This window comes from Paenibacillus sp. V4I7 (genome assembly GCF_030817275.1).
Lineage (GTDB): Bacteria > Bacillota > Bacilli > Paenibacillales > NBRC-103111 > Paenibacillus_E.
This window is the reverse complement of sequence record NZ_JAUSZD010000002.1, coordinates 438,471-452,252: the sequence shown is the minus strand read 5'-3', so window position 1 is coordinate 452,252 and position 13,782 is coordinate 438,471. Positions and strand designations below refer to the sequence as shown.

Here is a 13,782-nt window from a genome sequence, read left to right as displayed (position 1 = left end):
GTTACCCATGTCATCATCTTTACGTTTCAAGCTAGTCTCATTACTTGTTCTTATCACTTGTATTTCCTTAACTGTCGTAGGGATTACAAATTATTGGCTCTCGAGAGATAAACTAATTCACCAAATGAAAGAGCAATCGATCACTTCCGTTTCCAATTCCGCACAAAATTTTTACGATTTCTTATCCATTCGTTTAGCAGAAGTGGAGTTAATAAGTCGTGTGGATGTTATGAAGCATGGGACACTTGAGGAACGGCTCCAATTTTTGACCAAAGAATTAAAAGCAGGCGCTAATCGCTATCATTCCATGGGTATTATCGATCTCAATGGTTATATGACTCTCACTTCCGGACAAACGTTCTATATAACAGGTGAACGAAGATTCCAAGAAGCTCTAAAAGGGAAAACATTTATCTCTGATCCTCAGATAGGTAAATTAACCGGCAAATACATCATTTCCATTACCGCACCTGTCTTCAATGAGAGAAACGAAGTGACAAGTATCGTAAACATCTCTCTTGATGCGGAACAAACCTTTTTCGAGCATCTTCATACCCCTTTGGATAAGGGCGAAATACTTATCGTGAACCATGAGGGACTCATTCTGTATCATACCGATACACCTTTAATTCTAAACCTTAATATTTTTACCGAATACCCTTCACTTGTGCCAGCCTTTCAAAAAGCGTTGCAGTCAAATGAAGGCTTTCTGGATGAATCTTATTACGGCGGTCAAAAAGCTCGGTGGTTTTATGCGCGTGTACCTCAATTAGATTGGTACCTCGCTTACTCCATGCCACTTTCAGCTTTCGAAGCTCCTACGAGCCCCTTGCTTTGGTCGACTATCGGATTAATTATGATGACGGCCGTGGTTATTTTTATCCTCATTTACTTGACTGCTAATACACTGATTATTAAACGCATCAAGCAAATTCTCCATGTCACAGAATCAGTCGCTGCGGGTAATTTCTATATAAAACCGCTTATTTTCAAAAGCAAGGATGAGCTGGGTGCTCTTGCACATTCTGTGAATGGCATGATAGAAAACTTACGTGAACTATTCGAACCGTTCGAAGCTTTTATTCATCACAATCAATACGCCATGATCGTGACAGATCCTTCCTTCACCATTAATCATCTCAACAGTAGAGCTGTACAGCTTCTTGGCTATTCTTTAGCAGAAGTTCATAAGAAAGCGACTCCCCTCTTGTGGTTGGATCAAGAACAACTGATGGAAAGAGCCGCGCAATACTCGTCTGAGCTGGGGGAATATGTTCCAGCAGATTGTACAACTCTCGTGATCCGAACATTACGTCACCTGAAAGAAGATTCTGAGTGGATCTGGTATCACAAAGATGGCACTCGTTTCTTCGTTCAGGTTAGTGTCAGCAGCATTACACATCCGAATGGTGAGCTGAAAGGGTTCGTATTCATTGCTCGAGACATTAGCGATATTAAGGAAAGCAATGAGTCGAGGGAGAGGTTGCTAACGATTGTAGAAAGCGCACGTGATTCCATTGTCTCATTTGATGAGCAAGGCTATATCTTTTATATGAATCAAGCTGGCAAGAACATAATTGGATTAGATAAACAGCAAACCGTGGGCAATCATTTCAGTGAGTACGTAGATATCCAGAATGACATCAATTTTGAAGAGGGTCTGAACACTGCCATTCGGGTAGGATTCTGGGAATTTGAAGCTGAGGTCCTGACGAAGGATCAACGGCAAATATTCATTTCCGTTATCATCGTGCCCCATTGCCCAACAGAAAAAGGAGAGCCATATTTCTCAGCCATTACACGAGATATTACGGACCAAGTACAATCCAAAGAGGAGCTCATTCGAGCGAAGCAAGAGGCGGATGAAGCCAATCTAGCTAAAGGGATTTTTCTGGCTCGTATGAGTCATGAAATTCGGACACCTCTCAATGGTATTGTCGGACTTTCCTACTTGTTGGAGCGAACGATCATGTCACCGCTTCAGAGGGATTATATAAGCAAAATAGTGAGATCCTCGGTGTCTCTATCCAATATTATTAATGACATTCTAGACTTCTCGAAGCTCGAGGTGGACAAGCTAGCCATTGAACATCATGCATTCCAGCTGGATGAGACCATTGACCGTGTTTGCGAAACCCTTAGCGTGCTGCTCGGCCACAAACCGGTTGATTTTATTTGCGATATCCATGACAATGTGCCGCTTGGACTCATTGGGGATTCACTACGCATGTATCAAGTCTTGCTGAATCTAACTAGCAATGCGATAAAATTTACGGAGCAAGGAACAGTCACACTGCGTGTTTACGTGGAACAGCTCCGAGAGGAAGAAGTCAGAATTGGCTTTACCGTCAGCGATACAGGCATCGGAATGGATGAAGAGCACCTATCCAAGCTGTTCCAGCCGTTTGTACAGGCGGATGAAGTAACGAGCCGGAAATTCGGGGGTACGGGTCTCGGTCTTGTTATCTCAAAGAACATCATTGAGAACATGGGCGGCACCATCGAGGTGTCAAGCCAACCAGAGCTCGGCAGTGAATTCCGGATTAGCTTGCCTTTCTCGATGTCCTTGCAACCTATGAAGACTCAGGCAATCCTCCCGCTGCGCACATTAATTGTGGAAGATCACCCTGGTCTGAACCAAGTGCTTGTTCATACCCTTCAATCCATGTGTACAGAAGCAGCTGGTGTTTATTCTTGGAAAGAAGCAAGGAATGCCATTGATGTTATTCCCGTAGATGCGATTCTGCTTGATATGGAAGCTGTCGATATGTACGGAGAGGAAGTATGGCTGGGCATGCTTGAAGCCTGCAATCGAATGAACATTTTAACGATTATTTACACCACATTATCCGGAAGGGATGCCTTGGAGCAGCTGCCTACACGGTCGGCTCCGCATGCCATTTTGGTCAAACCTATCTCACGGATTGTCCTGTACCAGACGCTGCAAACACTAACAGGCTCCCCTGCCGATAAGGAGCTCTTATCTACGACAGACTTCCTGCATACAGCAGAAACAATGACATCCTTTCATCGCATTCTGCTAGTCGAAGATAATGAAATTAATCAGACTGTTGCTCGTTCGCTGCTTGAAAGCTGTATGAATTGTGACGTTCAATTGGCTTCGAACGGTTTTGAAGCATTAAATAACCTAGAGAATAATGGGTATGACTTGATTTTAATGGATATCCATATGCCCGTTCTAGACGGCATTGAGACTACCAAACGAATTCGTCTTGAGCCTAAATGGATGCACATTCCTATTATTGCATTAACCGCGGACTCTACTTTGGAGAAGCGTTTAGATTGTATTCGCGCTGGTATGAACGAAGTGATCTCCAAGCCTATCATTCCTAGCCGATTGTTTGCAGCCGTCGATGCTGTTCTTAGCGAGAAGAATAGGATGACCATTCCAGGACTGGATATGGAAGAAGCACTCGGACGGCTTGGCGGAAAAACCGAGATCTATCACGAAATGCTTCGGAAATTTCATAGTCAATCCACTCCTATTATTTCGCAATTAACCCTTGCGATTCAGAAAGGTGACTATACCGAAGCCATAAGTCAGCTGCATGCGCTGCGCGGCTCTTCTAGCAACTTGTCAGCTAATCGGGTATTCGCCGCGGCAACTGCCCTAGAAGAAATGTTAGAACATCACGCTGGGCCCGATGAAACAAATACCAGCATGATCCAGAACCAACTTCAATCGGTTGCCATTGCTCTGGAGGAAGTATTTCATTCTATCCAAAAATTGCTGTTAGATTGAAAAATACGCTGATTTATGTCACTATATGCTTATGCTTTTTTCTGTTTGAGCATGCAATTTATACGTATAGGTGGTTAAGTTAAATATGACAGTAGAAGGCGCTCCATATCGCATTTTGTTGTATTATAAATTCGTTACCGTAATAGATCACGAAGCTTTGGCTCAGGAACATTTAGCTTATTGCAAAAAGCTCGGAATTAAAGGCCGTATCCTTATCGCTCCTGAAGGCATTAACGGGACGCTTTCAGGAACGGTTGAACAAACCGAAGCTTACATGGCGATGATGCGTCAAATGCCGCTGTTCAAAGACATGATCTACAAGATAGATGAAAGTGAACAACATGCTTTCAAAAAGTTATTTGTTCGTCCGAAAAAGGAACTCGTCACTTTCCGACTTGAAGAAGACGTGAATCCGAACGAACTAACCGGTACACATCTGAAGCCAAAGGAATTCTACGAGAAGCTCCAGCACGAAGATGTCATTGTCCTTGATGGACGCAACCATTATGAGTACGATATCGGACATTTCCGAGGCGCCATTCGTCCAGAGGTTGAGACTACGAAGGAATTCCCTGAGTGGATTCGCAACAATCTCCAGGAATTTAAGGACAAACCCATTCTCACGTATTGTACCGGCGGTATCCGCTGTGAGAAGCTCTCAGGTTTCCTTTTACAGGAAGGCTTCAAAGAGGTTTACCAGCTGGATGGCGGGATTGTGAGCTATGGGAAAGATGAAGATGTTCAAGGTCGCTTATTCGATGGCAAATGCTATGTCTTCGACGAGCGGATTTCTGTCCCCATCAACCGTACAGACGAAGATATCGTCGTAGGCAAATGCTACCACTGTGGAACAGCCGAAGATCGCTACATCAACTGTGCGAACGATGCTTGCCACTTGAAGCATATCAGCTGTGAAGCCTGCGAAGAGAAGCATAATAGCTTCTGCTCGAAGGAATGCGAAGAGAAAACGATGAGCACGCTTGAGGCTTAAGCGTTACGCCAACTATTAAAAATAACCTAAGGCGCTGGCGCTGCCTTAGGTTATTTTTGTTGCAAAGCGTTTCAATAACACTTCCCCACCAACTTACTCAGCCCTTATTCTGTTCTACGCATTGGTAACCTAATTCTTACGGCGACTAGCTGAGATGTCCTTTTCAGACGTCTCGTGCCACTTTGGCTTCATTCCGGGCATCCGTGACAGCCTTTTCAGACGTCTCGCACCACTTTATCTTTCAAAAAAAGGTCCTCTACAAGCCAAATGACTTGAGAGGACCCTCTTTTTATGTACTTAGGCTAATTGTTCCACGATACGATCGGTGAGCGGATACACAAGTTCCTCTTCTAAGGTGAAATGTTTGAGCAGTATTAAGCAAGCCGTCATTAGTTCCGATGCCATCAAATGTAAAAATTCCTCATCTATCGGCACTTTCATCGCATTCACACCATCTACGAAAGCCTGCACGACTCTTTTCGCCAAGTCATGATCCTGCTCTATAACCGTCATGGAACGAGAGACAGACAGCGCTGTTGTTGGTTGTAAATAAGATTGCAGAAGAGGAAACAGTTCTTTTTCTTCCCATTCCGAATGCTGTTCCAGCTCTTCAACAAGGGAAAGAATCAAATCTTGGAGTTCAATCAGCTTGCACATTCCTATTGAGCAATCCTCGAGGGAGTACAAGGAAGCAGCCATCGTTCGGATCTCGGAGAGCTGCTCGCGCATCTGCACATGCTCCTTCTTCAGACGCTCTACGAGCATTGGAAAATAGCCGGGATCCATCATGTACTCCCTATTCGTTCGAATGCTCAAACGGTCATTCATTAGACATCCTCCTTCGAGTTTTCGTTAGAAAACTTACTCGTAAGCATAATAAAGCTAACCCATTCCGCATTATCATTGTATGCAGGATGGGTTAACTAACATGCGCAGGAAATGTCTTAGAAACAAACCGTTATCGAATACGGTTCTCCGTTAAATGAAACTGATTTACAAGCAGGAGCAGCGACTCCGTAATCGCGCCAACATCCCCCGTCGTTTGGCGCACGTGAAGCATATCCTGCAGAAGCTCTTGCACGGTACGCTCAACCTCCGCCGAGATTTGGCGATTCTCCAGGCTTACCGCCGCTACCTTCTCCATCAGCGCCACCACTTCATCCACCACCTGTGTCTTCATGGTGTCGTGCGCGTTCGCGCTGCTGAGAATCTCAGACGCCGCCGCCACAATTTGCGTTCCCTCCAGAACAACCTTGGTGCCTTCTTCCATTGAGATGAAGGCTTCATTCGCATGACGTTCAATATGCTCAATGGTGTCATTGATTTCCATTGTCGACTTCTTGGTCAACTCAGCCAGCTTACGAATCTCTCCGGCCACGACAGCGAAGCCCTTCCCGTGCTCACCTACCCTCGCTGCTTCAATAGAGGCATTCAGGGAAAGCAGATTGGTTTGAGCGGAAATCTCTTCGATGACTTTAAGCAGCTTCGGAATTTCTTGCGTCGTTTGCAAAAAAGTTTGAATGGTACGATTCGTTTCAGCTACTTTCGCCGAAATATGATTCATCTTTTCGCCAATACGGTCCACTTCATCCTGCGCTACAGCAATTTGACCCGAAGCCTTCTCTTCCAATTCGCGCAGTGTCCCGCTCATATTCTGCGTTACATCCTTCGCAACATCGATGTCCTTGAGCTGACCACGCAGCGAACGAATCATATCATGTATCTTGGTGCTCATTCGTCCAGTTGATTGTTCCGTTGAACCCGTCGATTCGTTCATACGTTCCTGGCTTAGCTGAACTTCAGCCGCGGCTTGTTTCACCTGCAGCATAATACCCTCAAGGGAATCAATCATATTATTAATCCATTTCGCTAATTCCCGCGTCTCATCGCCAGCGAACTCCTGCACTTGCAGGCGCTGTGTCAAATCACCGCTACCCTCTGCGTTAATGCGGATGAACTTATTCATTTGCGCGAGCTGCCTTACAATCGGCCTGCTGCCTTTTTGCCTTATAAGGCTTGCGCCTATTCCTCCATACACAAGGCTTACAGCAGCCATTATGACTGATCCCCACCTACTAGAAACTTGTCCATTTAGCAGCCAAAAGCCGCCTGCTGTGAGTAATATATATCCTACAATGAACCGCAGCTGCAGCTTAAGCAATTTCCAGTCGATACTGCGAATCCGGTATACTTCCTCTAGATCGCCTTCACACATCATCCCCCAAACATCCGGGCAGTGCGGAAGCTGGAAAGTAACACCTTTGCCAATGACAGAAATATGCCGATAATCGGAATAACCTGGAAACTCCACGAATAAATTATGTCCCTTTGCAATCGTTCCTGCAACCCCCGGATGCAGCTGTCCCGTTGCCGGATCCGTAAAAATGAGCTCAAGCTCCGTATGCTCCTTTACACCGACAATGCCGTAATCTGTGCGCACGCCATCTTTTAAATTGTCACCATGGGTAAAGGTAAGATCCTCAAAACGGCTTCGAGATAATGCTGTGCCTGGGGCAATCTGTTTATTTAACACAGGCTTCGCCATAAATAAATAATTATCTCCAGAGTCTGGATACACATGTCCTGATTCACGCTGGATCAGATCGCCGAGCACATCGTTCGGGACACGTCCGCAAATGGCCCCTTTCCATATTCCCTTAACCATTATAGGAGTAATAAATGCAAGTGTCATAGCATCGTGAAACGGCGAAGTGCTTGGACCTAGCTTTAATGTAAGGGGATCAGAATAAGGTCCGTATAAGCATTTCTTGCCTTTACGTGCTTCCTCTAGCCCTTTTGTAAGATCACTACCTGAATCATAAGATTTCCCAACATGAGTGGGGGACGTGGAGTATATCACTTCTGCTTTCTCATTCACTATGAAGATCTCCGAGAAATCGGCCCCGCTCTTTGACGCAGCTGCCAGGAGCCGTTGTACCATAGAACCATCTTGTGTCGTTAGTCCAGGTTCAGAATCAGTGAGCTGCTCGAGCAGTCGATCCAAATTGGACCAATATGCCTCTACCCAGCTTCGCAAAATTTCAATTCTCGTATGCGCAATCCCTTCGAAGATATGTTCCACATCTTCCTTGAGGTGACGATTCAGACGATACGACCACCACAAAGGCAGACCTTTACGAAATCCAAGCCAATCAAACATACCCCAACCCCCTATATTCACAATTATCGTGTGACATTATGTAACATTTACATATTCGACATTCTATAGCTGATTTCGACGTAAATCAAGATAAAAACAGAAAATTCTTGAAAATTTCAAACATTTGATCTATTTGCGCATTTCTTGTCAGTTAAATTATACGTCAGGTATATTGACATAATTTTCTGATAAATTTACAATATAATAAAATCCATTGTTTCTTCATCAATTCATGTCATATTTCCTAACACAAAATAAGAACTTAGATCAGAAAGGAGGCCTGGTTTCTGCTTCGGGCCCTCTAACGTAACTTCCACTCGAAGTATAGCTAAGAAACCAGGAGCTGCGATGTCCAAACCTGAGAATCTGGTCACCACCCCCTATGATCCCCGTCCTTTTTTTGATGAGATGTTTGTGAACTCGTACTCGGTAAGATCACATTATCAAAATGTTTTCCTTCAGTTCATGTCGATGAAGGCGGGAAATTTGAGCAAGCGCCAAACGGCCACCATGAAACGCATGATGGAAGAAGGAATTACGTTTACACTCTACAGCCCCGATCAAGCAGAAGCATTGGAACGAACCATCCCTTTCGATCCGATCCCACGAATCATTCCACGGGATGAATGGCTCAAGCTTGAACGAGGGCTTCAGCAGCGCGTTAAGGCGCTTAATCTATTTCTCAAGGATATTTATCATGACCAATGCATCTTAAAGGAAGGTATTATCCCTAGAAAAATGGTTCTTTCCAACTGCTATTTCCGACCTGAAATGATGCGTCTATCCATCCCGAATGATGTGTATGTAACGGTATCAGGTATCGATTTAATTCGTGATGAGCATGGCGAATATTTCGTTCTGGAGGATAATCTACGATCACCTTCAGGCTTCTCTTATTTGTACAAAAGCCGTTCCATCATGACGCACTTATTCCCTGAACTCGTTTTTAGCCATTCGATTCAAGACATTGAGCATAGTTTAAATGTGTTTCTATCCGCATTACGCAGGCTAAGCCCTTCGGGCAAATCCGATCCTGTCATTGGCCTACTGACCCCAGGTTGCTACAATTCAGCCTATTTCGAACATACGTTCCTTGCGCAGCAAATGGGCATACAGCTTGTAGAAGGACACGATCTTGTCGTCATTGATCATAAGGTTTATATTCGCGGGATCAAAGGGCTCCGCCAAATCGATGTCTTATATCGAAGAATCGACGACGATTTCTTGGATCCGCTCGCTTTTGATCCGAACTCGATGTTAGGTGTCGCAGGGATCATGAATGCCTATCGCGCGGGTAATATTAACATTGTGAATGCCCCTGGAACAGGCGTGGCCGACGATAAAGCCATTTATGCTTATGTTCCGGATATGATTCGTTACTATTTGAACGAAGAACCGATCCTGAATAATGTGCCTACTTATATCCTTTCTAGACCGGAAGAACGTGATCATGTCCTGCAGCATCTAGATGAAATGGTCGTCAAAGAGACATCGCTCTCCGGTGGCTACGGTATGCTCATCGGGCCTTCGGCCTCTGAAAGTGAATTGGCTGATTTTCGGCTTAAAATTATAGCGAATCCCGAGCGTTATATCGCTCAACCAACGATCCAGCTTTCCAGAGCCCCTGTCATGTTGGACGGCCAAATGGCTGCGCGGCATATCGATCTTCGGGCCTTCGTCATCGCTGGCGAGAGCATTCAGGTTATACCTGGCGGACTTACGCGGGTAGCGCTTAAAGAAGGTTCACTCGTAGTGAACTCCTCGCAAGGCGGGGGATGTAAGGACACTTGGGTCACTCATTCATAAAGAAACAAATATTGATTGGAGGCAAGCGTTCATGGTGATGATGGGACGTACAGCGGAAGCTTTATTCTGGATCGGCAGGTATACGGAAAGAACGGAGAATCACGCAAGACTAATCGATGTGTATTATCATATTCGCGAGGAGAAGGAGAATAGCAGCGATCAATCGTGGAGCCGTTTAATTGATACGATTGGCGATCGTGCCGCATTTACTGAGCAGTACGGGAGCTTCACCGAGCAGCATGTCCTCCACTATATTACACTCGATAAAAATAATTCGAATTCTTTGCTGGCTTGCACCAACCATGCCCGCTCCAATCTTCGTAATATCCGCGAGAAAATGCCCGCAGAGCTGTGGGATATTATGAATGGCTTGTATCTGTGGCTAAAAGAAAAAGAAGTACGAGATATCGCAAACGATTCGCCTCATTTGTTCTATCGTTTTATTCGAGACACCTTGTCTATGTTTCAAGGGGCGGCCACATCCGTCATGCCGCGTCAAAATGAATGGCACTTCGTGGAAGCCGGACGATATTTGGAGCGTGCTGAGAATTTGCTGCGCCTACTCCAATCGTTATGTCATGATTACGCCAGGGAAGAGCTTTCTTCTTACCCGCTTATGCTGTCCGTATTGAAGTCGGTTAGCGGTTATGAGTCATATCGCAGGGAACATGCAGACACAGTTAATCTAAGCAGCATTATTAAATTCCTGATGCTTCATGAAACATTTCCACGCTCGGTTAGCTTCTCTTTCCAATCCTTGGAGCGTTCCTTACAGGGCATTCAAATGGAGGACCCCGATTTAAACCTTGCTGTACACAGGCTCGCTAAGCTGGCGGGAAAAGTAAAGGCTAACCTTGCTTGCATGGACGAAGATGATATTTTATCCGGCAAACTGGAAATGACTTTAAGTGCACTGCGGGAATCCTGTAACGTGATGGGTTTAAGGATGTCAAAAGTCTTTTTTCCCTCCCGGGAAGAGGTCATCGCATGAAAAAGCTGGAGATTACGCATATCACGCGTTATTCCTACACCGGTACAGCGCAGGACAGTGTCAATGAAGTTCGTTTAACACCTCTAACTGACAATCGTCAAGCCTGTTATCACCACTCCATCACCACGGAACCTGCTTCTGCTTTCTTTACATACTCGGATTTTTTTCATAATCGCGTACATGCTTTTACAGTCAATAAGCTTCATCGCGAGCTAACCATTAAAATGGTGTCCACTGTCGTCACGAACGACAACGATAACATCCCATCAGGCGTCACTTCTCCCTTAGAGGAGAACGCGATGAGACTTAGCGATGATTTCCAGAATCAACATGCGGAGTACTTACTGCCTACCAGTTATACGGGTTTGACCCCTGAACTCAAGGCTTACTCAGACGCCATTTCTGATCAAGATATAACTTTATACGAATTACTGCGTACGATCTACACAACGATTCATCGCGACTTCACCTATGATCCCTCAGCCACTTCCGTACAGACCACCGTCGGAGAAATGCTTCAATTTAAGCGTGGCGTTTGTCAGGACTACTCTCATTTCATGATTGCCATATGCCGAGATAAAGGGATTCCTGCTAGGTATGTTAGCGGTTATCACTTTGTTGGCGATCTACAAGGAGGCAGCACGGAATTCACCCAAGCCTCCCATGCATGGGTGGAGTGCCTGATCCCGGGAACGGGTTGGTTCGGTTACGACCCTACGAACAACTGTGAGGTCAATTGGCGCTATATTAAGCTCGGACACGGCCGCGACTACAACGATATCGTTCCCGTCAAAGGCGTCTATCGCGGTGCCGGTCAGCAAGATTTGGAAGTCATTGTTGATGTAAAGCTAATTGAGTAGTTCATTCCACATGAAATTCAGCGTTGCCGCCCCGCTTCACACCCCTCTTTTTCATCCCCCTTTTGGCACGGACCATGTATTTAGTGTAGAATGGTGTGAAGCTACACTAAACTGCTAAGAGGTGTTTGAATGGCTATAAGTTTCACTTTATCTATCATAAATCGCTTAAAAAAAGAAATTGCTGAAATTCAACAAAGAAGTATCGACGAACAGAAAAAAAAGGAAAAAGCACTTTCAAAAATTAATCAATTACAAAGGGATATAAAAATAAGTACTTCACCCAGTGATTTAAGCAGCAAGATGTCTCGACTTAGTAAATTAAAGGATGAGATTAATAAAATCAACCTTTTACAAGTTGAATTATCCAAACAGTTGGTTCTTAAAAATACGGCACTTAAAGAGCAAATCGCCAAAGATCAACAACAGGAGAACAAAAACTAGATCCTTATACGTATAAAGGGCTTAAATGTGTTCAATGAAACACGTTTAAGCCCTTTTTTTGCTGTCCACTTTCATGCATTAATCAGATAATTGACTAAAATGTTTGAAGTAAATAAAAGGAATTCAAGTTTATATGTGGAATTGAATATACAACATAAATGATCGAAGTCAATGAAATAATTAGGAGGCTTTCAGATGAAATCGACGGGAATAGTGAGAAAAGTAGACGAGTTAGGCCGGATTGTTTTGCCGATTGAGCTGCGACGAACACTTCATATCGATATCGGTGACGCGATCGAGGTTTATGTCGATCCGGAGCGCATTACACTCAAGAAGTATATGCCGGCCTGTGTATTCTGCGGTAATTTCGAGAATATGACCTATTTCAAAGGCAAGCTGGTCTGCAGTTCCTGCGTAGAAGAAATTGTTTAGATCATGATTCCGGTTAAATTAGGATACCAACAAAGGCGTATAACACTCATCCCGAGGGTTATACGCCTTATATTTTATTTAGAGCTAAGCCAAGAAAGTCCAATGGATATTAGAATGCCTGCTATCGCGATCCAAAATAAGTAGGAACGCAGCACACGTCCCAAGCTTTTATCTTGCCGATCCATAACGGCCTTCTTTCTAGAACCGCTATCTTGCGTCTCCCCATCTAACTCATCTGTCACTTGTGTGCGCCAATTCACGAATTGAAAGCCAATTCCGCTAACCACAATGGAAATCATGAGTAAAATCAATGAACCCATAAACAGTTTGTCCGATATGGACTGCATCATGCATCTAACCTCTCTGTCTTCAACTATATAGTTCTTCTATTATACTTCAAAACAGACTTTGAATACACACAAAAGCCCCAATCGAGTGAGAGTCGATTGAGGCTTGTTTACTTTTGCAGCTTATAGTGTTTTATCGCCTGGTTTCCAATTCGCTGGACAAAGTCCACCAGCTTGAAGCGCTTGAAGCACACGCAGCGTCTCATCTACAGAGCGCCCAACATTCATATCCGTGACCACTTGGTAGCGCAGCACGCCTTCTGGATCGATAATGAACAATCCGCGATGCGCAGCGCCGCTTTCATCGTCTAACACGCCATATGCGCGTGCTGTTTCTTTGGAGAAATCACTGACCAGCGGAAACTTCACAGGACCGATACCGCTTTGGTCGCGCGGCGTTTGAGTCCAAGCTCTATGTGTATACACACTGTCGACAGAAGCCCCAACTATTTCACAATCCAGTTCAAGGAACTGCTCGTAATTGTCACTGAAAGCAGTGATTTCGGTTGGACACACGAATGTAAAGTCGAATGGCCAGAAGAAGAAAACAAGCCATTTTCCTCTATAATCTTCAAGCGTTATTTTCTCTTCTAAGGTTTCCATATTCTTCGTCGATAGCAATGAGAATGAAGGCGCAGGAAGCCCTATTTTAGCAAAAGAAGGTGAGGGTTGTACGGTTAATTGTGTCATGGTTAGCTCTCCTCTATCTATTTATATTGTATGGTATTAGCTTGCGATTTCGGCCAAAGCTTTTTTAAGTTTGGTAACGTTGAGACCCAAAATTTTGTGTTCGCCAATGACTGTCACAGGCAAAGACATCAAGCCTAAATCGTGAAGCTCTTGTCCGAATTGATCATTCAGATCAATGTTTCTTTCTTCGTAGGAGACATTTTGTTCCGTTAAATATTTTTTCAACTGTTGGCAGTAAGGGCAATTTGTACTTGAATAAACAATGACATTAGACATCGGAATTCATCTCCTTGTAGAGTAT

12 protein-coding genes are annotated in these 13,782 nt (G+C 44.4%); 7 read left to right on the top strand and 5 right to left on the bottom strand.

The window, feature by feature from the left end:
• The first annotated feature begins 7 nt into the window (after window positions 1-7).
• Both QFZ80_RS03260 and trhO read left to right on the top strand, forming a co-directional pair.
• Complete coding sequence (locus tag QFZ80_RS03260) at window positions 8-3,763, top strand: response regulator (RefSeq protein ID WP_307557238.1); 3,756 nt, start codon at window positions 8-10, stop codon at window positions 3,761-3,763.
• An 85-nt stretch (window positions 3,764-3,848) separates the two neighbouring features.
• The gene (gene trhO / locus QFZ80_RS03255; protein WP_307548877.1) at window positions 3,849-4,754 is read left to right on the top strand and encodes an oxygen-dependent tRNA uridine(34) hydroxylase TrhO; all 906 of its coding nucleotides are present in this window, start codon (window positions 3,849-3,851) and stop codon (window positions 4,752-4,754) included.
• Between the two features lie 297 nt (window positions 4,755-5,051).
• Here trhO and QFZ80_RS03250 read toward each other — a convergent pair whose 3' ends face one another.
• Window positions 5,052-5,582 (bottom strand): hemerythrin domain-containing protein, encoded by a 531-nt coding sequence (locus QFZ80_RS03250; RefSeq protein ID WP_307548879.1) that lies wholly within the window; start codon window positions 5,580-5,582, stop codon window positions 5,052-5,054.
• 130 nt (window positions 5,583-5,712) lie between these two features.
• Window positions 5,713-7,914 carry a methyl-accepting chemotaxis protein gene (locus tag QFZ80_RS03245; protein ID WP_307557236.1) on the bottom strand — a complete coding sequence of 734 codons (2,202 nt, stop codon included), beginning with the start codon at window positions 7,912-7,914 and terminating at the stop codon, window positions 5,713-5,715.
• A gap of 348 nt (window positions 7,915-8,262) precedes the next feature.
• Here QFZ80_RS03245 and QFZ80_RS03240 point away from each other — a divergent pair, with 348 nt between their 5' ends.
• The 5 genes from QFZ80_RS03240 to QFZ80_RS03220 all read left to right on the top strand — a co-directional run bounded on the left by QFZ80_RS03240 (window position 8,263) and on the right by QFZ80_RS03220 (window position 12,444).
• Complete coding sequence (locus QFZ80_RS03240; RefSeq protein WP_307548881.1) at window positions 8,263-9,720, top strand: circularly permuted type 2 ATP-grasp protein; 1,458 nt, start codon at window positions 8,263-8,265, stop codon at window positions 9,718-9,720.
• Window positions 9,721-9,751: 31 nt separating this feature from the next.
• The gene (locus QFZ80_RS03235) at window positions 9,752-10,711 is read left to right on the top strand and encodes an alpha-E domain-containing protein (protein ID WP_307557235.1); all 960 of its coding nucleotides are present in this window, start codon (window positions 9,752-9,754) and stop codon (window positions 10,709-10,711) included.
• Window positions 10,708-11,571: a transglutaminase family protein gene (locus QFZ80_RS03230; RefSeq protein WP_307557233.1), complete on the top strand. Its 864-nt coding sequence runs from the start codon at window positions 10,708-10,710 to the stop codon at window positions 11,569-11,571. The genes QFZ80_RS03235 and QFZ80_RS03230 overlap by 4 nt, the downstream gene beginning before the upstream one ends.
• A 129-nt stretch (window positions 11,572-11,700) precedes the next feature.
• Window positions 11,701-12,012, top strand: a complete 312-nt coding sequence (locus QFZ80_RS03225) for a hypothetical protein (protein WP_307557231.1) — start codon at window positions 11,701-11,703, stop codon at window positions 12,010-12,012.
• A gap of 195 nt (window positions 12,013-12,207) precedes the next feature.
• A complete protein-coding gene (locus tag QFZ80_RS03220) occupies window positions 12,208-12,444 on the top strand; it encodes an AbrB/MazE/SpoVT family DNA-binding domain-containing protein (protein ID WP_047677188.1) in 237 nt (78 codons plus the stop codon).
• A 74-nt stretch (window positions 12,445-12,518) separates the two neighbouring features.
• Here QFZ80_RS03220 and QFZ80_RS03215 read toward each other — a convergent pair whose 3' ends face one another.
• The 3 genes from QFZ80_RS03215 to QFZ80_RS03205 all read right to left on the bottom strand — a co-directional run bounded on the left by QFZ80_RS03215 (window position 12,519) and on the right by QFZ80_RS03205 (window position 13,757).
• On the bottom strand, window positions 12,519-12,794 hold the full coding sequence (locus QFZ80_RS03215) for a hypothetical protein (protein ID WP_307557230.1): 276 nt from the start codon (window positions 12,792-12,794) through the stop codon (window positions 12,519-12,521).
• Window positions 12,795-12,914: 120 nt separating this feature from the next.
• Window positions 12,915-13,481, bottom strand: coding sequence for a peroxiredoxin (locus QFZ80_RS03210; RefSeq protein WP_307548892.1), 567 nt, complete (start codon window positions 13,479-13,481; stop codon window positions 12,915-12,917).
• 36 nt (window positions 13,482-13,517) lie between these two features.
• On the bottom strand, window positions 13,518-13,757 hold the full coding sequence (locus QFZ80_RS03205) for a glutaredoxin family protein (protein ID WP_029196850.1): 240 nt from the start codon (window positions 13,755-13,757) through the stop codon (window positions 13,518-13,520).
• Between the last annotated feature and the right edge of the window lie 25 nt (window positions 13,758-13,782).